Annotated in this window: 11 protein-coding genes; 3 read left to right on the plus strand and 8 right to left on the minus strand. The window is 64.8% G+C overall.

What is annotated here, in order from left to right:
* Window positions 1-70 precede the first annotated feature (70 nt).
* On the plus strand, window positions 71-1489 hold the full coding sequence (locus tag FLG15_RS16340) for a M28 family peptidase (protein ID WP_057679453.1): 1419 nt from the start codon (window positions 71-73) through the stop codon (window positions 1487-1489).
* Window positions 1490-1793: 304 nt separating this feature from the next.
* On the plus strand, window positions 1794-2846 hold the full coding sequence (locus tag FLG15_RS16345) for a LacI family DNA-binding transcriptional regulator (RefSeq protein ID WP_150146810.1): 1053 nt from the start codon (window positions 1794-1796) through the stop codon (window positions 2844-2846).
* 34 nt (window positions 2847-2880) lie between these two features.
* Here FLG15_RS16345 and FLG15_RS16350 read toward each other — a convergent pair whose 3' ends face one another.
* From FLG15_RS16350 to FLG15_RS16360, 4 genes are all read right to left on the minus strand, one after another.
* Window positions 2881-3921 (minus strand): cytochrome P450, encoded by a 1041-nt coding sequence (locus FLG15_RS16350; RefSeq protein WP_057677744.1) that lies wholly within the window; start codon window positions 3919-3921, stop codon window positions 2881-2883.
* A 149-nt stretch (window positions 3922-4070) separates the two neighbouring features.
* A complete protein-coding gene (locus FLG15_RS23555; protein ID WP_017155454.1) occupies window positions 4071-4160 on the minus strand; it encodes a tryptorubin family RiPP precursor in 90 nt (29 codons plus the stop codon).
* A 528-nt stretch (window positions 4161-4688) separates the two neighbouring features.
* Window positions 4689-7625, minus strand: coding sequence for a TonB-dependent receptor (locus tag FLG15_RS16355; RefSeq protein ID WP_057677743.1), 2937 nt, complete (start codon window positions 7623-7625; stop codon window positions 4689-4691).
* A 142-nt stretch (window positions 7626-7767) separates the two neighbouring features.
* Window positions 7768-11238 (minus strand): glycoside hydrolase family 2, encoded by a 3471-nt coding sequence (locus FLG15_RS16360; protein ID WP_057677742.1) that lies wholly within the window; start codon window positions 11236-11238, stop codon window positions 7768-7770.
* 218 nt (window positions 11239-11456) lie between these two features.
* Here FLG15_RS16360 and FLG15_RS16365 point away from each other — a divergent pair, with 218 nt between their 5' ends.
* Entirely contained in the window at window positions 11457-13421 is a 1965-nt protein-coding gene (locus tag FLG15_RS16365; protein ID WP_057677741.1) for a glycoside hydrolase family 97 protein, read from the plus strand.
* 137 nt (window positions 13422-13558) lie between these two features.
* Here the strand turns inward: FLG15_RS16365 and FLG15_RS16370 are convergent, their stop codons facing one another.
* The 4 genes from FLG15_RS16370 to FLG15_RS16385 form a co-directional block, all read right to left on the minus strand.
* Window positions 13559-15064: a carboxylesterase/lipase family protein gene (locus FLG15_RS16370; protein ID WP_150146813.1), complete on the minus strand. Its 1506-nt coding sequence runs from the start codon at window positions 15062-15064 to the stop codon at window positions 13559-13561.
* Window positions 15064-15981: a TrmH family RNA methyltransferase gene (locus FLG15_RS16375; protein WP_150146816.1), complete on the minus strand. Its 918-nt coding sequence runs from the start codon at window positions 15979-15981 to the stop codon at window positions 15064-15066. The genes FLG15_RS16370 and FLG15_RS16375 overlap by 1 nt, the downstream gene beginning before the upstream one ends.
* 288 nt (window positions 15982-16269) lie before the next feature.
* Window positions 16270-16839, minus strand: a complete 570-nt coding sequence (locus tag FLG15_RS16380) for a GNAT family N-acetyltransferase (RefSeq protein ID WP_057677747.1) — start codon at window positions 16837-16839, stop codon at window positions 16270-16272.
* A 67-nt stretch (window positions 16840-16906) separates the two neighbouring features.
* Window positions 16907-19588, minus strand: coding sequence for a M1 family metallopeptidase (locus tag FLG15_RS16385; protein WP_057677738.1), 2682 nt, complete (start codon window positions 19586-19588; stop codon window positions 16907-16909).
* Between the last annotated feature and the right edge of the window lie 247 nt (window positions 19589-19835).

Raw genomic sequence — 19835 nt, forward strand, 5'->3', positions numbered from 1 at the left:
CCTTTCGCACGCAGACGGGGGACCTTGCGCTGATAAGCTCGGGGTCCCCTTGTCGTTGGAGCCGCCCTGCATGCGTCGTCTCGCTGTTGCCATCTCTGCCCTACTCGCCTGCTCCTGCGCGCTCGCCGCGCAGACCAGCATCCCCGACAGCGCATTGCGTACCGCAGCGCAGTTGCGCGAGCAGGCGCTGGCCGACAGCACCGGCTTTGCGGTGGTCCAATCGTTGACCACCGAAGTGGGCCCGCGTATTGCCGGTGGCGAAGCAGACCCGCGTGCGGTGGCCTGGGCCAAGGCGAAATTCGCTTCGCTGGGTTTCGACAAGGTATGGACCGAGCCGGTGACCTTTCCCAAATGGGAGCGTCGCAGCGAACACGCTGCCGTGCTCGGTGCGCATGCGCAGCCGCTGACCATCACCGCATTGGGCGGCAGCCCGGGCGGCACCGTCGAGGGCGAGGTGGTGCGTTTCGATACGTTGGCTGCGTTGCAGGCCGCGCCAGCCGGCTCGCTGGCCGGCAAGATCGCATTCGTCGATTACCAGATGGTCAAGGCGCGCGACGGCAAGGATTACGGCAATGGCGGCGCCGTGCGCAGCAAGGGGCCGTCCGAAGCGATACGCAAGGGTGCAGTGGGATTTGTCATGCGCTCGGCCGGTACCGATTCGCACCGCGTGCCGCATACCGGCATCACCCGTTTCGATGAGGGCCTGACCCCGGTGCCGGCTGCAGCGCTGTCGGTGCCCGATGCAAACCAGCTCGCGCGGCTCACCGCGCTGGGCAGCACGCGCCTGCGCCTGACGCTGGATTGCGGCTGGGACGGCACGGCGACCTCATACAACGTGATCGGCGAGATCACCGGGCGCAGCAAGCCCAAGGAAGTGGTGGTGATCGGCGGGCATCTGGATTCGTGGGATCTGGGCACCGGCGCCATCGACGACGGCGCCGGCGTGGCGATCACCATGGCGGCAGGCCACCTGATCGGCCAACTCAAGCAGCCACCCAAGCGCAGCATCCGTGTGGTGGCCTTCGCCAACGAAGAGCAGGGGCTGTATGGCGGCAAGGCGTATGCCGCCGCGCACGGCACCGATGCCAAGGACATGGCACTGCACCAGATCGGCGCGGAAAGCGACTTCGGCGCCGGGCGCATCTATGCGTTCAACACCGGTGCGGCCGCACCGGAAGACTCGCGTGCAGCGACCAAGCAGATTGCCGAGGTGCTGGCACCATTGGGCATCGCGTATGAACCGGGCAAGGGTGGCCCCGGGCCGGATGTCGGGCCGATTTCCGCCAAGGGTGGCGCCTGGGGGTGGCTGGCGCAGGATGGCACCGACTACTTCGACCTGCACCACACCGCCGACGACACGCTGGACAAGATCGACCCCAAGGCGCTCGCGCAGAACGTGGCCGCCTACACCGTGTTCGCGTATCTCGCCGCAGAAGCCGATGGCGATTTCGGCAGCCGCGCGAAGAGCGTGCAACCGCCGAGCGAGTGAGTGGCGAGGACGACGCGGCGCATGCGCCGAATGCTGGATCTGGCAGTGCTTCGCCGATCTTCGTGCGCCAGGCGCATGCAGGAATTGCACAATGCCTGGCGCTGCTGCTTGCGCAAATCGGCGCGTTCGTCTGGCGAGTGCGCAGTTGCGATGAAGCGGCTGCCACTGCGCGCGGTGTCTTCCGCGCGACCTGCAGCCTTCGCCGGTACTGAACAAGGTGATTGGTCGGTTGCTTTCCGTGGTCGCTTTACACGTCGAACCGGTAGCGCGCGCAGTCGCTCTTACTCCAGGATGAGCACACACAATGGTGGCCAAGCGGCAACGCAGTGCGAACAATGCGGCGACGTTGTTGGATGTCGCCAAACACGCCGGCGTCTCGCCGATGACCGCTTCGCGTGTGATCAACCGTCACCCGCATGTGGGCGAAGCGATGCGCGCGCGCGTGGAGGCCTCGGTACAGGCATTGGGCTACCGGCCCAATCTGGCCGGCCGTTCGTTGCGCACCAGCGGGCTGCTGCGTATCGGCGTGCTGTATAGCAACCCGAGCGCGGCATATCTCAATCAATTCATGCTCGGCCTGCTCGAGCAAAGCAGCCTCACCGGCAGCCAGGTCATGGTGGAAAAGTGCGGTGCCATCCGCAGCCAGCGTGCGGCCACCGAGCGTCTGCTCGCAGCCGGGGTCGATGGGGTGATCCTGCCGCCGCCGCTGTGCGACTCGCGCCAGACCATCACCGAACTCGATGCGCGCGGCATTCCGGTCGTGGCGGTGGCCAGCGGCGCACCGATGGCGCAAATCAGCTCGGTGCGGATCGACGACTACCAGGCTGCACGCGCCATCGTCGACCACCTGATCGAGCTCGGGCATCGTCGCATCGCGTTGATCAAAGGCGACCCGAAACACACCCCGAGCGCGCTGCGCGCCAATGGCTATCTCGACAGCCTGCACGCTGCCGGCGTGTCGGTCGCAGAGGGTTTGATCGCCGAGGGCCTGTTCACCTATCACTCCGGGTTACTCGCCGCGCGCAGCCTGTTGGCGCAGCCGCAACCACCCACCGCGATCTTCTGCAGCAACGACGACATGGCGGCCGCAGCGGTGGCGGTCGCACACGGACTGGGCTTGCGCGTGCCCGAAGATGTCTCCATCGCCGGCTTCGACGATACGCCGGTGGCCACCACCATCTGGCCAGAACTCACCACCGTGCATCAACCCGTCACCGCGATGGGGCGCGCTGCTGTGTCACTGCTGGCCGACGCGGTCCGTCAACGCCGCAAGGGCGACACCGCACCCGGCGTGCATCAGGTGATGAAGTACACGCTGGTCAAGCGCGGCTCGACGGCAGGACCGCCGAAGACATAGCGCCACAGCGCGCAGCGACCAGGCGAGCGATTGGCTAATGACGCACGACATCGACCTGTGCAACGCCCAGCAGGCCCGTCAACGGAACCACCGCCTTGCGTTGCTTGGGGTCAGCAGCCAAGCCCTGGCTGCGCAGCGCATCCAACAAGCGCTCAGCCAGTGGCATCACCATGTGACGCCCCCAACAGCGCTCGGACGCGTGCCCAAACGGCAAATAGCCAGGGTGATTGTCCGGATCGAGGTGATCCCAGCGCTCTGGCCGGAATGCCTCCGGCGCCTCCCAAAGCGCTGGATCGCGGTGACTCAGCAATGGCAGTACCAGTACATCGTCGTGGCTGCCGATGCGGCCATCGAGCGCAGGATATTCCGGCGATGCGTGACGCAGAATGTTCCATGATGGCGGCAGCAGCCGCAGCGATTCGTAGACGATATGACGGCTGGACACCGCCGGGTCGAAGGGGGATCCCAGCCATAGCGCATTGGCCACCAGTGTCGAAATGGTGAAGCACACCGGTGCTGCCGTGCGTCGGTACAGGCCCATGGCGTAGCGGCGCTCGTCGTAGCTGCCGGCTGCTGCGGTCAACGTGGCCAGGGCCGAGGCGTTGTGCTGCGGCTTGAGCGATATTGCAGCACCGGCAGCGATGACAGCCCAGGTCAACTTAGGCGTCAGCTCTAGAATACGATCCATCAACAGACGCAATCGCAGCGGGTCCCCGGCCAACAAAAGATCACGTAGATAGACGTGACCAACGTGTGGCCATGGTCCGGATAAATCCAGTTCTGCCGACACAGGACGCTTCAACGCTTCGCGTACATCGCGCCCGATGGCCTGCATCAGTTTTGAAGCATCGGTGCGCGGGATTGAACGCCCATGCAGCGGTTTAAAGGTGGGCCGCTCCACCTCGGTTGCTGCGCGCGCGTCAAGCAATCGGTGCGTCAGCACCGGGCCCGCGACGCCCACGGTCTCCGCATCCAGTCGAAACACTTCCTTGCCGACGTACTCGTCCAACAGCGCCTGCAAGCGCGGTGCGAACACCGTCGCCCTGGCAAACGCGTCGGCGCTGGATCCGGGCATGCGTCTCTCCTATCCCGTTTTGCCCGCGTCCGGCAAACGCGACGCCTCGCGCGGGCAAGATGCTACAGACACCACATCACGGCGAAGGCTGCGCCCACGTGGCGCAGCCACCGGTACCACGAACGACAGGATCTTTCTTCGAACGACTGTCAGTACCAGATATACCAGGCGTAGGACTTGAGACTCTTCCGAGAGGCCAGCATGTGCTTGATCGAAAAAAGTATCTTCATGAGCGACATCCTGCTGCAAGGACGGATTGCCCTTTCGGGGGATTTGACGGATCAATGATCGACAGTTACTTGGGCGCGAGGCGTAATGGTTGGGCTCGCCAGGCGGACGTTACGCTGGGTCGACAGACCATGCAACGGCAGAAACTTGCGCATGTGCACAGATCCATCGACGGCCCGGTGCATCTCGGTTCCGCATCGTTTTGAGACTAAAAAGTTCGCAAGCGCCCCGTTGAAAAACGGCGGCCGAACGGCACTACTCCATCCGCGGCAAGTCGACCGAGGATACGCTCGGCAACGCAACGGCATGAGTGCGCAGACGCCCACGCAATCACACAAAAAAACGGCCACATCGCTTCCCGACGATGTAGCCGAATGGGAGGGTATTCGACGTCGCCGCCGAACGTACTGCAGCGCCGTATCAAACGGCGACGGGAAGAGCGCGCAATGACCGCTTGGAGAGGAACGAGGAGAACCGCATGTGCGGCACGGCGCGCGTACACCATGCCGCACAGCAGCGTCTTGCATCAGTGCATGGCATCAAAAGCGCAAACGCAGACCCGCGTAGTAGCGACGTTCGAAGATGTTCTGGTCGAAGTAGTGATTGGTCCACTGCGCGTAACGGCGTTCGCTTTCGCCGGTCAGGTTGGTGGCCTGGGCGTACAAGGTCAGGTGATCGTTGACGTCGTAGCTCAACGATGCGTCCAGGTAACCGACGTCATCGTTCCAGATCGCCAGCTCGTCACCCCATGCAGAACTGTTGACCTGGCTGAAGCGCTTGCTGCGCCAGTTGTAGGCTACGCGCGCCTGCAGCTTGTCCTTCTGATACCACAGCACCGCGTTGGCCTGGTGCTTGGAGTTGTCGCCGATCGGCAGCGTGTTGCCGTCGATATCGGTGTTGTCGGTATCGGCATCGGAGAAGGTGTAGTTGATGTTGGTCCCGAAGCCGCTCAGCCAGCCCGGCAGGAAATCGAAGGCCTGCTGGTAGCCGATTTCGAAGCCCTTGATCTTGCCGCCGCCGCCATTGACGATGCGCTCGACCGGACCACCCGCGCGCACGACGCCATCGGCATCGGGCAAGGGCTCGATATTGGTGACGGTGGTGGGAAACGACTTCACATCGATCAGGAACGCACCCACGCTGATCAACGAGGCGTCGGCGAAATACCATTCCCACGAGGCGTTGTAGTTGGTGGCGCGGTACGGATCCAGATCCGGATTGCCCGAACGGCCATTGAGGAACAGCACCGCATCCGATGGCAGCGACGGGTTACGCGGCGGTGTGCCATTCACCGCGTAGAAGCTCACCAGACCACGGCCCAGATCGGGCAGGTCCTGACGCGCAACCGCCTTGTTGTAGGCGAAACGCAGCTTCTGCGCGTCGGTGATGTCCAGCGACAGATTCGCGCTGGGCAGCACATCGGTGTACTGGCGATTCAGACGGTTGGTACCGATCGCAGGGCTGACGCCATTCCATTCGACATTGCCGATATAGACATTGCCGCTGCTCAGGTACTGGTCGATCGCCAGCTTGGTCTGCACGATGCGTGCACCGATGTTGGCTGTCCACGGCACGCGCGTGCCGGTACCGCCTTCCAGGTTGGCCATGAAATAGGCCGAGCTGGTTTTTTCGGTGACCTGGTAGGAATCGGCTGCCTGCTGATACGCCACGTTGCCCGGATACAGGCTGTTGAGATAAGCAACCGGGTCCTTCATCGCCTGCGGGTTGATTGCAGGCAGACCCTGGCTACCCAGGCCGGTGACCTTGAGCGGATCGAAGTCGTTGAAATACGCCCAATAACCGGGAATCGAATTGAACGGCAGCAAGCGCGCCTCGGACACGCCGCTGCAGGTATCCACGATCAGCGGATCCTTGTAGTAGTACAGCGAACGGTTCGGATCGGCGCAGCTGGACGACACCGGCGACAGATACCGATAGGTATCGAGCTTGAAATCGCGTTCGCCATAGCGAATACCGAACTGGAAGCCGCGCACAACGCCCTCGTCGAACTCGAAAGTGCCATCGGCGCGGAACGCGTCCATCTTTGCCTCGATCTTGTTGCCCTGCGCCCAGGTGGACATCAGCTGCCAGTTGTCTGGATTGGACACATCGGTCGCAAGGTTGACCGCCGGATAGGTGCCGCGGAAATCCACTGATGCATCCACCGTGGGCAGGCCATTGACGTTGGCCCACTGGGTCACGCCGCCGGCACGTGGAATCTGGTCGCCGCGAGTCACCGCTGCATCGGCACGCGCTTCGTCGTAGGTGCGCTGCGCATCGCCATGCACCCAGCGGAACGAAGCACGGAACGGCCCGCCGTCGTCGTAGCGCAATTCCAGATTGGTGTTGAGCGCATCCGAATCAGCCACCCCGGCCATCGAGTGCGCCTGGAAGCGGTTGTAGCGAAAATTGCCGTACTCCAGCACGCCATTGGGATCGACGACCGACCCCGGCTGCAACTGATTGGTCGCCCAACCGGTATGCAATTGCGCGGCTACCGAGGTGTCGTGGTCTTCCAGCTTGGTGTAGGCCGCGTCCGCCAGCACCGTCCACGCATCGTTGATGTTGAACTGGAACGAGCCGTTGAGGCCGGTGCGCTGGCGATCGGTGCTGCGGTTATCCAGCTCGGTGGCGACCCAATTGTAGAAATAGTCACGCGGCAGGTTGCCCGGATCGGTGTTGTTGCCGATACGTCCATCGCCGTTGAAGTCGAAGCCGACATTCTGTTCGGTGGATTTCTGCGCGCCGTTGGAATACACGCTGGGGTGCTTGTTTTCCAGCGTGGCATCCGAATACGACACCGCCAGCAACGCGCCCCAACGCGCGGTACGGAAACTGGCCAATCCCGAATACAACGCGTTGGCTTTCTGCACGCGGTCGCCGTACGAGCCTTCGGCCTGACCGCTGAAAGTCCAGCCTTCCGGCAGATCGAACGGACGCCGCGTCTTCAGCGAGACGGTGCCGCTGATGCCGCCATCCAGATCGGCGGCAGTAGGCGACTTGATCACATCCACGCCACTGAACAACGTGGGCGGAATATCCACGAAATCCGGCTGCGCGCGGCCGATGTTCGGCTGGCCATACTGATCGCCGCCACCGGCACTCAAGTACAGCTCACCGTTCATGGTGGTCTGCACCTGCGGCATGCCACGGATATTGAGCTGCGAACCTTCGCCGGCCGAGCGCCGGATCTGCACGCCAGGCACGCGCTGCAGGGAATCGGTGATGGTGACGTCGGGCAATTTGCCGATGTCTTCGGCAGAAATCGAATCGATGATCTGCGCGGCGCTGCGCTTGTTCTCGATGGCCTCGGCCTGCGCGCCGCGCACGCCCTTGACCATTACCTTGTCCAGTTCGGTGACGCCTGCAGTGGTGGCGGTGTCCTGTGCGCTTGCGCCGCCGGCAAGCAGGGTGAGCGCAGCCGCGAGTGCGGCCGCCAATGGGGTGTGGCGGGTATTCGAATGCAGTTTGTTCATGGTCCCCTCCCAGGGATGACGACACTCCACGACCGGTTCGACTGACATTGCCGGCACGGCAATGCGGTATTGGCTGACGGCACCAGGCGGTGCGTCAGTGCAAGCGCCGTGCACGACACGGCGCGGCAACACGCAGACCTCGCTACGGAGAACCGTTGGCAACGCCTGTGGATGGTTCGGCATTCCAGCCACGCAATTGCAGCGTGGCGTTGCGCAAGGTGGCAGCGGACGGGCCGCGAATTTCCACCACGCGCTCTTCGCCTGGCACCAGGCTGAGGTAGTTGTCGCTGTAATAGGCCGGCAGGATGCGCTGGCCTTGTCCATCCACCAGGGTCAGCTTGGTATTGAGGGCCACCTGCTGCGACGGGTTGCGGACGGTGGCGCGCAGCACGGCCTCCTCGTTGCCCTGCTGCACTTGCGTGGTGAGCTGTAACGGCACCTTTGCGAGCGCCTCCAGCCCACGCATCGCCACCGCATCGCGCGCCACCCAGTAGAAGTTGCGCGAGCGCACCACTGCATCGCGATCGAGCAACTGCAGCCGCACAAAGCCCAACCCGTTGGTGTCCTTCAGCAACGGTGCCAACTGCAGCACGGGTGCCGACACCGCCACCGCCGCGGCATCCAGTGCCTGTTCGCGCTGTTGCAGCAGCCTGCCGTCGTTGGCGTACACCTGTGCACGTACACGCAATCCACGCACCGCAGTGGAAGCATTGTTGACCACCACCACCTCATGCCCGGGCAGATTCATCTGCACATGCAGCGTCTCGGCGGCGTTGCGCACGCCGTAATACGCGGCGTGGGTGTCGTAGTCATGGCTATACACCTGCCACATGTTGCTCGGCCACGCCGGATGGCTCATCCACAGCAGGCGACCGCTATTCTTGCTCCACAACTGCGCGTTGAAGCCTTCGAAGATGGCGCGGTGGGTTTCGTAATTGAGCAGCTGCGCCTTGCGCTCGAAATCGGCCAGGCTGGTCGGTGCGCCCAGCTTGTCGGTCAGCGTGCGCATGAAACTCGTGGTATCGCCGTTACCGGACTGATGCCAGTCGTGGTACGCCCAGGCATCGCTGATCGGCCATTGGTCGTCAACTGCCGGTACTGAAGCCTTGAACGACTCCAGCGTGGAGAACGATGGCGTGCCTACCTCCACCGAGAAACCCTGCGCCAACTTGTTGAAGTACGCCACCGGCTCGCGATAGTTGTACGGCCCACTGCCCTGCAAATTGATCTCGTTGGAACTGCCGGTGTACCAGCGCGTGCCGTCGAGTTCGGCGACCAGCTTGTCCAGGCCTTCATTCAGGATGGGGGCCGGCACGCCTTCGTTGCGCCCGAACCACAACACGATGGACGGATGATTGCGGAAGCGCTTGATCACCTCGGCCGCGTTGTCCAGGAACAACGCCGCGTCGGCCGGTTCCATGTTGTAGTTCTGCGTGGACTGCCAGAAATCGTTGAGCACCAACATGCCGTATTCGTCGGCCAGCTCGAAGAAGCTTGCTTCGGTGTTCTGCCCGACCCAGTTGCGCACCACATTGAAGTGCGCATCGCGCTGCAGGCGGAAGTACGGCTCCAGCCGCTCACGCGAAACGCGCTTGCGCCAATCGTCCATGCCCCAGTTACCGCCCTTCACCGCAATGCGCACACCGTTGATGCGAATGACCAGATGCGGGGCCAGCGTGGAATCGTCCAGCTGTTGCACTGCCGGCGAGCCCAGCGCACCGGGATACAGCGACTGCGCGTTACCACCGGGTACCGGCCGAATCGCCGCATGGCGTACATCGACGATGCGTTCGCCACGCTGGCGGGCCTGGTTGAGATCGACCAGCACACGGCGCAATGCGCCATCGTCGTCGAATAACGAAAGTTCGTAAGTCACCTCGCGAATACCGAAGCGCAGCTGCTGCGCATCCGAGCGCGCGCCTGCCACATCGACGCCCACTTGCAGCGTGTACAGCGCAGGCTCGCCGTAGCCGTTAGGCCACCACAGCCGCGGGTTGAGAAGGCGCAACTGCGGCGTATCGCCTGCGGTGAACTTCAGCGTACTGCCGCCGGCCGGCACCGTGACCTGGCGCTGGATGGTCACATCGCCGAAGGCCAACTGCACGCTGCCCTGCACTGCGGCAGGCGTGTCGTTGCGCAGCGGCACGTTGATTTCCAGTTCGGCGCGTCGATGGTCCGGCGCCAAGCGCGCGGTCACCACCTGGATGTCGCCAAGTGCGAGCGGTCCGCTGGCGTGCAACTGCACGTCCTGCCACAGACCGGCATTGCGGTCGCGCACTGCGGGAATCCAGTCCCACCCCTCGCTGGCGATGAAGGTCGGACCATCCAAGGCCTGCATGCCGCCGTTTTCGCCGACGCCTGCACTCATCGATTGTTCGTGCGCAATGCCCGGATGCGGTGGCGGCGATACCCGTACCGCAATGACGTTGCGACCTGGCGTGAGCTGCTTGCTGACATCGAAACGACCGCGCGCGAATGCGCCGCGGGTGTGCCCGACCTGCACGCCGTTGACCCAGATGTCGCCTGCGTAGTTGATGCCGTTGAACAACAGCTCCAGACGCTTGCCTTGCGCGGCGGCAGGCAGGTCGAAACTGCTGCGGTACCACCAGTCCTGACGGCTCAGCGCTTCGGGAATGGCCATGTTGTTGAGGCCGATGTCCGGATCCGGATACACGCCACGGTCGACCAGCGTGGTGAGCACGGTGCCCGGCACGGTCGCCACACGCCACGCCGCGTTGCCGGTCGTGTCATCGCGGCGCGACAGCGTGGCGCCGGTCGCTTGACCAAGCTCGGGTGCTGCGGCCAGTTGCCATGCCCCCACACGCCAGGATGCGGCATCCAGCGATTGCAGCGCAGGCGCATCCGGGACTGGCTGTGCAACCGGCGCCGAGAACGCGGCGCTACTGCGCGGCAGCGTTGCAGCCGGCTGCGGCGCAAGCTGGCCGGCCATCTGCTTGGTCTGCACGCGCCAGCCTGGCGATGCGTCTTCGAACCGTTGCAGCGCCGGATCCGGCGCGTTTGCGGCGAGCCGTGCAATGGCCTGTGCATCCAGCGCGCCCGCCTGTGCGGTAAAGCCCGCGATATCGCCGCCGAAGTGCTGCGTATACGCCGCAGCTTGCTGGTGTGGACCGAACACCAGCGTCGGCGCGACGGCCGCCCGCTGCACACGACCGCTGGCGACCTTGCGGCCGTTGGCGTACAGGGTCAGGCGTTCGCCCTGGGCAACTGCGGCCACCTGCGTCCAGCTGTCTGCACGCAAGGCCTGCGTACTGCGCAGAACATTGTCGGCGCCCTGCGCAAAACCAAGCGTGCCGCCATCGATCACGAAGTAGCGGCCGGCCCCTTGCGGATCGCCGATGCCCGCTATCAATGCGGTACCTGTGATCGAACGTGATGGGCGCACCCATCCGAAGACGCTCCAGTCCGCATCGGCAGACAACCACGGCGTCTGGGCGGCGAGTTTCTTGGTCAGCGCAACGCCACCGGCAAGCACGCGCACGTCATACGGACCGGGCGGATCGTCGGCTGGCGCTGCCTCCACTGCAGTCCAACCCATGCAAGCACACAACAACCACAGCGCTCCGCGGCGGAACGCCCTGCGAACCATCAGCATTAGAGGCCTCTCCCAAGCTCTACTGCCACACAACGGTGCACACCGCTTCGATGCAATCGGCAACCCGTCGTGCAGACGTTCTGCGTCATGACCTCCGTGATGCCGCCCGTGGCTGCCGCCCCTGTTTCAGCGGCCATGGTGCGAGGTAACGTTACCCCAGCTGGATATCGACAACAACCTTTCTGGGTTAGGGTTGGCAATCCCAGGAGGAGGGAATCATGCGAAACCTGATCCAGTCCGCAATCCCGGCGGCATGTGCATTGCTGTGTTTGATCGCTGCACCCGCTGCAGCACAGAGCTTGCGCGTGCAATCGCCCGATGCACGCACGCAAGTGGAATTCACGCTGCGCGCCGATGGCGTGCCCAGCTATCGCGTGCTGTATCGCAACACGTTGGTGCTCGGCGATGCACCGCTCGGGCTGGATCTGGGCCGAGGCAACAAGCTCGGCCGTGACATGACGCTGCAAAGCAGCACGACCGAACTGCACGACAGCCGCTTCACCTTGCCGGTCGGAAAGACGCGACAGGCACGCGACCACTATCGAGCACTGCGCGTGCAACTGACCGATACGCAACATCGCAAGCTCGGCATCGAACTGCGTGCGTATGACGACGGCGTTGCACTGCGTTACGTCCTGCCGGATGCGGGCCAGGTGCGCATTCGCGACGAACTCACCAGCTTCGCGTTCCCGCACGATTACCGCTGTTGGAACTTGAATCTGGGCCGCTTCGGAACCAGTCACGAGGGCGAATACGATGCCATCGCCGCATCCAAATTGCGTGCCCACAATTTGATCGAGTTGCCGCTGGTATGCCAGACCGACGCCGGCGGCACCACGCTTGCGATCGGCGAAGCGAATCTGCGCGATTACGCCGGGATGTATCTCACCGGTCGTTCCGATGGCGGCCTGGGCGTGTCGGCAAAACTGTCGCCGCGCCTGGACGACCCCACGGTAGCGGTCAGCATCGATGCAAAGGGCCGCGATTTCGCCACGCCGTGGCGCGTCATCATGCTGGCCGACAACCCCGCAAGCCTGATCGAATCCAACCTGATTTCCGCGCTGAATCCGCCGCCTGCCTTCGATGCGAGTTGGGTGCGCGCGGGCAAATCGGCGTGGGATTGGTGGTCGGGCAGTCTGGCCAGCGGGGTGGCGAACCCGGGCATGAATACCGCCACCATCCAGCGTTATATCGACCATGCGCAGCAGTTGAAGCTGCAATACATGCTGATCGACGACGGCTGGTATTACGGCAGCACCGGCGATGGCCAGTACAACGCCGATACAGACATTCTCCGCCCGGTCGAGCAACTCGATCTGCCTGGCTTGGTGAACTACGCACGCAAGCGCGATGTCGGCTTGTGGCTGTGGGCGCATTGGCGCGCACTCGATGCGCACATGGACCAAGCGCTCACCTGGTACCAGCAGCTGGGCATCAAGGGCATCAAGGTCGATTTCATGGACCGCGACGACCAGCAGATGGTGGACTTCTATCATCGTCTTCTGAGCAAGGCTGCCGAGCACAGGCTGCTGGTGGATCTGCACGGTGCGTATCACCCGACCGGGCTGACCCGCACCTATCCGAACTATCTCACCCAGGAGGGCGTGCTTGGTGCCGAGTACAACAAGTGGAGCGCGCGCATCACCGCAACCCACAACCTCACCCTGCCGTTTACGCGCATGTTGCTCGGGCCGATGGATTACACGCCTGGCGGCTTCCGCAATGTCCGCCCGGCCGAGTTCAAGCCACAACACGTCGGGCCGCAGGTGATGACCACACGCGCGCAGCAGTTGGCGATGTACGTGGTCTACGAGAGTCCGTTTGCGGTGGTTGCCGACAGTCCCGAGCAATACGAAAACGTACCTGCCGCGCAGTTCTTGCGTGATGTGCCGGCAAGCTGGGACGAGACGCGCGCGCTGGATGGCGCCATCGGCGAGCACATCGCGCTGGCGCGGCGTAGCGGCAAGGACTGGTATGTGGGTGCAATGACCAACGAGCAGGCGCGCACGATGGAGGTGCCGCTATCGTTCTTGGGCAAGGGCAATTGGACAGCCACCATCCACGCCGATGGCCAGGCGCCGACGGACGTGCGCATCGACACCCGCACACTCACCCGCAACGACACCTTGCAGCTGAACTTGGCGGCAAATGGCGGCGCGGCGATCAGGCTGCAGAGAAAGTAACGGCCGCCATCCCAAGACGAAGTGCCTCACGCACCTTCGCGCGACCGCTTCGCGGTACGCGCAGGCGTGCAGGCGCTTGGGCATGGCATCACACGCGCGCACCGCAGCGGTGCGCGCGTTTCGCACCACGGATGGCGTTATGGCAAATCCACGCCCACACACACCGCCGGGCGCGCGTCCTTGATGGGTTGCACGCCATGCGCATCGAACTGCAGCCCCGCATGCGTCGGCGCAAATGCCGGCCAGGCCGGCAGACCCTTTGCATTCGGATTGCCATGCTGCACGAACGCGGCCCAATAGCGCTGCAGGGACACCGGCGGCTGGCCGATCGGCAGGTTCTTGAACAGGAACGGCAACTCGGCGCTATGCGTCACCTGCCCGCCGGGCACGGCGGTATCGAACACGTAATGCCACACCGGCACGCCCAACGCAGCCTGGCGTTGCGCCACGGTCACCGCCGGGCAACGGAAGGTGAGATCGGTGGACAACTGCATGGACGCATTGCCTTGCCGTTCGGCGCGCTGCGCAATGGCGGCGCGATGCGTTTGCAGGATGGTCTTGGCGTGGTCGGGATAGTCGCGGCGCACCCGCTTCTCGGCGCCTTCCTCACCGCCATAGCGCAGTTCCTGCACCACGTAACCGATCAACAGCGGCACCTTTGCCTGCGCGCCGGCAGCCAGCAGCTCGGCCGGCGCACGCGGCAGCACGCGCCCGTCGACGACCGCCTGCAACCAGATATAGCCGTTGTCATCCAAGGCCGGCACATCCACACCCTGGGCCGCCTTGAGCAGTCGGTCGGCCGGCAACGCGCGTAGTTGCGCCAGCCGTGTGGCCGGCTCGTCGATGCCGGCGCGTTCGGCAATGCGCACGCCCAGCGCGCGATTGTCTTCCAGGCTGCGCGCCGGCAGGCCGAAGCCGGCAGTGCCGCTCTGTTCGATGGCTGCCGAGAACAGGCCGCGTGCGAGCGGGCTGAGCATCAGCAAGCCCACGTCCTGGCCGCCGGCCGACTGCCCGGCGATGGTCACCCGCGCGGGGTCGCCGCCGAACTGCGCGATGTTGTCGCGCACCCATTGCAAGGCAGCGATCTGGTCGAGCAAGGCGTAGTTGCCGGCGGCTTCGTTGTCGCCATCGGCCAGCTCCGGCAACGACAGGAACCCCAATGCGCCCAGCCGGTATTGCAGCGTCACCACCAGCATGCCCTGCGCCACCAGGTTGGTGGGCAGATGTCCATCGGCGCCGCCCGCCACGTTCGCGCCACCGTGGATCCACACGAATACCGGCAGCGGCCTGGCCGGATGCAGCTGCGGTGTCTGCACTTCGACATAGAGGCAATCTTCGGTGCCGCGCTTGGCCATGGCGTTGTTCCAGCCCAGCGCCGGCTGCACGCACGGCGTGGCAGCCTGAGTGGCGTCGCGCACCTGCGTCCATGCGGCAATCGGCTGCGGCGGGCGCCAGCGCAGCGCGCCCAGTGGCGGCGCAGCGAAGGGGATCGCGCGGAAAACCGCACTGCCATCGTCCTGCCATTGGCCACGCACCGCACCATGATCGGTGCGCATCTGGGGAGGTGCCGCCGGCGTGGCGGCAAACGCATTCGCACCGAGCAGGCAACCGGTCGCAAGCAACAACGCACAAAAACGCAGCATCAGTGTTCTCCGGTGAGCACGCGCGCGTGCCAGGCGGCCTGGAAGACCGCAGTGGCCGAGGCGACATTGAGACTTTCCACCTTGCCGCTGCCGCGGATCGACAACCGCAGATCGCAATCGCGCGCAAATGCGCGGTCCATGCCGTCGCTTTCTGCGCCCATCACGTACACCAGACGCTGCGGCAACGCGGCGGAGAAGACGTCCTGGCCACCGTCGACGAGTGTGGCGGCAATCGCAAAGCCGGCCTGGCGCAGCTGCGTCATCGCCGTTGCAGTGTCGGGCAGTTGCACCAGCGGTACCGCTTCGGCGCCGCCTTCTGCCACGCGTGCCGCCGCGCCCGACAGGCCCAACGTGGAACTGGCCGGCAACAACAGACCGGCCACACCGAAGTGCGCCGACGAGCGCAATATCGCCCCGAAGTTATGCGGGTTGCCCACCCCGTCCAGCCACAGCGCCAGCACCGGGCCCTGCGGCAACGCAGGCAGCCATTCCTGCAAGGGTTGCGGGGCGACGCGCAGCACCTCGGCCACCACGCCCTCATGGTGTGCACTGGCGGCGAGCTTGCTCAGGTCGGCCTCTTCCACCACGCGATAGCCGATGCGCTGGGTCACGCACCACGCCAGCAGCGCCTTGAACTGCGGAATGCGCGCCTCGCTCAGGTACAGCTTGCGCAGCGCCTGCGGACGCGCCTGGAACACGGCCTGCACGGCGTTGATGCCGTACAGCCGCACCTCACGCGCGTTGCTATTCGCTGCAGCGGCAGGTGGGGTGGCAGCAGGAGTGTGCTGCGCTGCAGCGCGGGGTGCGGCGCTGCGCGGTGCAGGTGTGCGCGGCGCGGCGCGGCCCCAGGGGTTGTGCGAGGGGCCGGAGCCGCCATCGCTTGGCGGCCGTCCGCCGCGTCCATCATGCTGTGTCATTGTCGGATCCAGAAGTTCGTGTTGCGTGCAGTGCGCAACGGCTGTGTCCGGCCGTTCGCCGTCTGCGCGTCGATCAGGTTGCAGCACCGGCAGGGCCGCTGCCGCACAAGCAGTGACGACGATGGTAAGCCACTGGCGCGATGGTCCATACACGCGGCCGCGCTGAGGCATGTTGAACGTCGTGCCGCCTGCAGGGGGGCGTTGACGCGACCCGGAGGCCAGCAGGATCTGCGCACCTCCTGCGGCGGGCATTTCCCCGTCCTGCAGCTGGCAATCATGCGCGTGCGATCACGCAGGGTTGGACGCGCACACGGGCCCGCAAAGCGCAGCAGTTGGATCCACCCGTGCGAACACCCGCAGATCGTGCAGCCCATCCGGCTTGAGCAGCGCACAGCGGCTGACGCCTTCTTCGACAAAGCCATTGCGCAGCAACACCGCGGCCGATGCAGGATTGCTATCGAGCACGGTGGCCTGCACCCGATACAGCGGTGGCGTCTGCATCGCCCAGGCGACATACGTGCCCACGATCCGGGTCATCCAGCCGCGGCCCCAATAGCTGCGACCGAGCCAATACCCCAGCTCGGCCGAGTAGCGACGTTCGCCCTGTCCTGGGCGCACTGCGATCGTGCCGCAGGCCTGGCCATCGATCTCGATGGCCAGCACCGGGTCGCGCAAATCGACAACCCGTCCGGCCAGGAAGGCTTCGCCATCGGCACGGGTATAGGGGTGAGGGAATCGCTCGCTCAATCCGCGCGGCACCAGCGGGTCGTTGGCATGCCGCACCAAGGCATCCAGGTCGTCCCGGCGCCAGCGGCGCAGCACGAAGCCTTCCCCGTGCACCATCAGCGATTGGTCCATTGCGTTGGTCATGGCATGCGCAGCATCGACTCCCGCGATACTGCGCACACTGGCCGCACGCCGCAACTCAGCGCTGGGCGATCTGCGCCTGTTTCAGTGCAGCGCACAGGCGGATGGTCTCGCCGGTCTGCGCCAGGCCGCGGTCCGCACCACTGAGCTTGGCCAGGCGCGGCTTGAAGAACGCATCCAGGCGGTCGGCCTCGTCCACACTGCAGCCACCGGAAGCACCCAGCGCCGGCAACCCGCCACCATCGAACGAGCCACTGCGTTGCACGATGCGGTCGAAGTTGGCAGTGAACCAGGCCCACATCGAATCATGCGAGCGCTCATCGCTGTGCCCGCGCATCAGCAGGCTCTTCATCTCGCCCACCTTGATCGCGTCGGTCAGCGCGAAATCGCGCACCTGCTTCAGCAGCGCCGGGTCCTGCACCGCACCCAGCGCGGCGATCATGGCGTTGCGCTGGGCTGGGTCGGCGTGCGTGCGCAGTGCATCGATCAGCCTCTGCACCGCCGGTGCGCCGCGTTCCTGGACAGTCACTGCCAGCACGGTGCCGAGCAGGTCAGGGTTGGCGGCGGAAAAATCCAGCGCACCATTGCCGCCGGCCAGCACCGCATCGCCTTGCGCCAGCAGGGCCTTGCGTACCTCTGCATTCTGCAGACGCAAGGCGAACACACTGGCCAGCGACGTGCGCAGGGCGGTGTCGTCGATCGACTCACCGCTGCGCCGCGTATAACCCAGCGCACGCAGACGCGGCAGGTACGCCTGTTCGGCCGCCTTGCGCAAGGCGCCGCGCTGGGCCTCGGTGGTGGCCTGGTAACGCCAGATCCACACGAAGCGTTCCAGCAGCGCGGTGGACACGTCGGCCGATGCCGACGGCGCCAACTGCGCGAGCGCTGCCAGCACGGCCGCGTTGTCGGCATCGCCATGCCGGTACGCCGCATTGATCGCATCGGCGTAGGCGAGCTGTTCGTTATCGTCCAGCTGGCCGACCTGCTTGCCCAGCGCCGCCAATTGCTTCTTGGGCAGCGAGAAACGGTAATAGCCGGCGCCACGCGCATTCGGGAACACCCAGGTGTTCTTGCCGGCGCCCTCCAGCACGATGCTGCCGCTGCCGTTTTCGAGCAACTGGCAGGCGGTACCGACCTGGTTCTTGCCCTTGCCGTACTTCACGCACACCGGCACGCCCCACTGTTGCGCCGCAGAGCCGGTGGAGCCCAGCGGCAGGTAACGTTGCTGCTGCAGTTTGACCACGGTCTTGCCGCCTTCGCGGGCCACCTGGGTCTGCAGATACGGCACGCCCGGCTGGTTGAGGAAGCTGCGAAATGCGGCCTTGAAATCATCGCCCTTGCCGGCCGCTTCTGCGATCGCATCGACCAGGTCGTCGGCAGTCGCGTTACCGAACTGATGCTTGGCGATATACGCGCGCATGCCCTCGCGGAACACGTCTTCGCCAACGAAGGCCTCGAACATTGCCAGCACTGCCGCACCCTTCTGGTAGGTAATGCCGTCGAACGCGGTTTCGATATCGCCATTGCCGGTGATCGGCTGGCGAATCTTGCGTGCGCTCACCAGGCTGTCGTTCTCCATCGCATGCTGCGCGCCGCCGATGCGGTCCAGGTTGGCGTGGTATTCCGGATGCAGCTGCATGGTGATCTTCTGCTGCATCCAGGTGGCGAAGGCTTCGTTGAGCCACAGGTCGTCCCACCACGCCATGGTCACGGTGTCGCCGGTCCACTGATGCGCCAGTTCGTGCGCATTGACGTTGAAGGAGCGCTGCACGTTCTCGGCTGGCGAATCCTTGTCCAGCAACAGCAGCCAATCGCGGAAGGTGACAAACCCCGGGTTTTCCATTGCGCCGGCGCTGAAGTCCGGTGCAGCGACCAGATCGAGCTTGTCGAACGGATAACCGAAGGCGTAGTAGTCCTCCAGCGCGGCGATGATGGCCGGGGTCTGGTCCAGCGCCGGGGTGATGCGCGGGCCCTGGCCCTTGGCGGCAATGCCGCGCAACGGCGTGGCGTTGGGGCGCTGCGGGGTGGCCGGCATCGGCGCCACATCCACCACGTCCCACGGGCCGGCGGCGTAGGCGACCAGATAGGTCGGCAGCGGCACGGTCGGGGCGAAGGTCACCGTCTTCCAGCCCTTGCCGGCCGGCTTGGTCGAGGTCGCGATGGTGTTGGCCAGCGCCTGGTCATTGCTGGGCACGGTCAGGCTGATGTCGAACGGCGTCTTGAACGCCGGCTCGTCGAAACCCGGGAACGCATAGCGCGCACTGATCGGCTCCATTTGCGTCATCGCATACGCCTTGCCCTGGTATTTCACCTGGTACAGGCCCTGCAGCTGCTGGTTGAGCGGCGCGCTGTAGGCGATCTCCACGGTAAGCGTCTGCGGTGTGAGCGTGCGGCCGAAATCCAGCCGCGCCACGCCGGCTTGCGCATCGGCTTCCACATAGCGTGCAGTCAGCGCCTTGCCTTTGCCCTTAGCCGGCTTGACGGTGACCTTGCTGACCTTCAACTCCTTGCCGTGCAGCCAGAGATGGTCGGACGCCTGCTTGAGCTGCACGCGAATGGTGGTGCGGCCGCTGAATTGGGTCTGCTCCGGGTCGATCTTGAGCGCGAGGCTATAGCGCTCCGGTACTGCCCAGGTCGGCAGACGGCCATTGGGAACCGGCTCGCCGGACGACTGCGCCAGCGCATTGCCGCAGCACAACGCGAGAAGAGAAGGAGCAAGCAAACAGGCAAGACGACGCATCGACAACTCCGGGGATGGCAATCGTCGAAGTGCACCATATCCATCCATGACTGTCATGGGCCATTGGTTGGCGACCGGCTCGCACCCACGCCGCGCCTACGACATCGGCTACGACACGCGCCTATTTCAGCCGGGCGGCGTGAGGAGGGCTCACAGCGCCGACCTACCAGGCACAGCCGTATGAGACGGATCGCAGCGCGCACATAGCCGCCGCCTGCAACGTCTCGCGCAGCGGCGCCGGGCGCTC

Origin of the sequence: Xanthomonas phaseoli pv. dieffenbachiae (genome assembly GCF_008639345.1) — a bacterium.
Lineage (GTDB): Bacteria > Pseudomonadota > Gammaproteobacteria > Xanthomonadales > Xanthomonadaceae > Xanthomonas > Xanthomonas phaseoli.